Annotated in this window: 2 protein-coding genes; one reads left to right on the top strand and one right to left on the bottom strand. The window is 61.2% G+C overall.

What is annotated here, in order from left to right; translation table 11 throughout:
- Nucleotides 1–307: 307 nt before the first annotated feature.
- Complete coding sequence (locus AC0L14_RS22840; RefSeq protein WP_023803842.1) at nucleotides 308–613, top strand: hypothetical protein; 306 nt, start codon at nucleotides 308–310, stop codon at nucleotides 611–613.
- A gap of 50 nt (nucleotides 614–663) precedes the next feature.
- Here the strand turns inward: AC0L14_RS22840 and AC0L14_RS22835 are convergent, their stop codons facing one another.
- Nucleotides 664–1,098 (bottom strand): DoxX family protein, encoded by a 435-nt coding sequence (locus AC0L14_RS22835; protein WP_473750838.1) that lies wholly within the window; start codon nucleotides 1,096–1,098, stop codon nucleotides 664–666.
- Between the last annotated feature and the right edge of the window lie 215 nt (nucleotides 1,099–1,313).

Here is a 1,313-nt window from a genome sequence, read left to right as displayed (position 1 = left end):
GACATGGGGGGCTCTGGGAGGTGCAGTATTCGTTACGGGAAGCGTCGCGATCCTTCGCGCCCCCCTCTGTCCTGCCGACATTCATCCAAGCAAGCGAAAGATGGTCCAAAAACAAAAACCCGCCTCGGCGGGCGGGTCGTTGGCGCAAATCAGCACCATGACTATATTCCTAGCATAGCTGCCGTCACAAAGCAAGCGAAATCTCGCGGGCCGGCCTAAAATTCGGCCGAGCGCCGCGATATGGTGCAGCTGTCCGGATCGGAACCGGCGCTCGCGCGTTTGCAATTTTGCCAATGGGAGCAAAGCTATGAATGTCGCCAATCTGCAACTCGAAGGCCTGCTGATGGCCGTCGCATCGATCAACCAGGTCCTTGTCCGCAAGGGCGTGCTGACGGTCGAAGAGATAGACATCGCCTTGCGCAAGGCCGAAGCCAGCGAAACCAGCGAGGAGCGGTCCGAAGGCATGTCGGCGTCAAGCCGCGATGCCGTCAACTTCCCGATCCGGCTGCTGGAACTGGCCAATCAGTGCCAGCCGGAGGCGGACATGCCGTCGTTCTCGAAACTGGCGCGCATGGTCGGCCAGATGAAGGAACCCTACAACGACCAGATGTGACGTTGCGATCGCCTCCCGTATCGGAACGCCGCTTGCCAGCCGAGGCGCCATCAGCTGCCCGATACAGGCTTCCAGGTCAGCACGCGGCCCGGCCCATGCACCGCCGCAAACAGCAGCCCGGCCAGGAACGTAAAATGATCGACGAAGAAGCCGAACTCGGCCTGGTTGCCGGCCCAGTGCGACGGGCCGTGGAAGGCAAAACCGAGGAAGATGACGTAAACGGCGGCTACGAGCGCGGCCGGTGTGAAAAAAGCGCCGGTCAGGAAGCACAGCACGAGGACGACCTCGAGCAGGGCCGCGCACCAGGCCAGAAACAACGGGAACGGAAATCCGGCGGCGGCGATGTAGCCTGCGGTAGCGCCTATGTCGATGAACTTGAAGGTCACCGCCATCAGGAAGACGGCCGCGAAGATCAGGCGGGCGATGAGTATGGAAGCGATCTGCCACGGCGATTGAACAGGTGATTGAGCGGTCTCCAACGACATGATGTCCTCCGGGATTGCAACGGGTTTCGCCCCAAGGACGATACACCAGCCGCAAACCCGACAATCATCCCTGAGAATACTGGCTGAGACAGCGCAAGTAGCCAGGCCGCTGCAGGACTGGGTTCCTCGCCCCCACCAAAGTGGGGGAGAGAAGCTATGGGGCGGCGGCGAGGGTTGTGGCACCATCGTTGCTGTGAACTCAACGAATGGAGCGC

It is taken from the genome of Mesorhizobium sp. WSM4841, from assembly GCF_055811515.1.
This window is presented reverse-complemented; position numbering and strand designations above follow the sequence as displayed.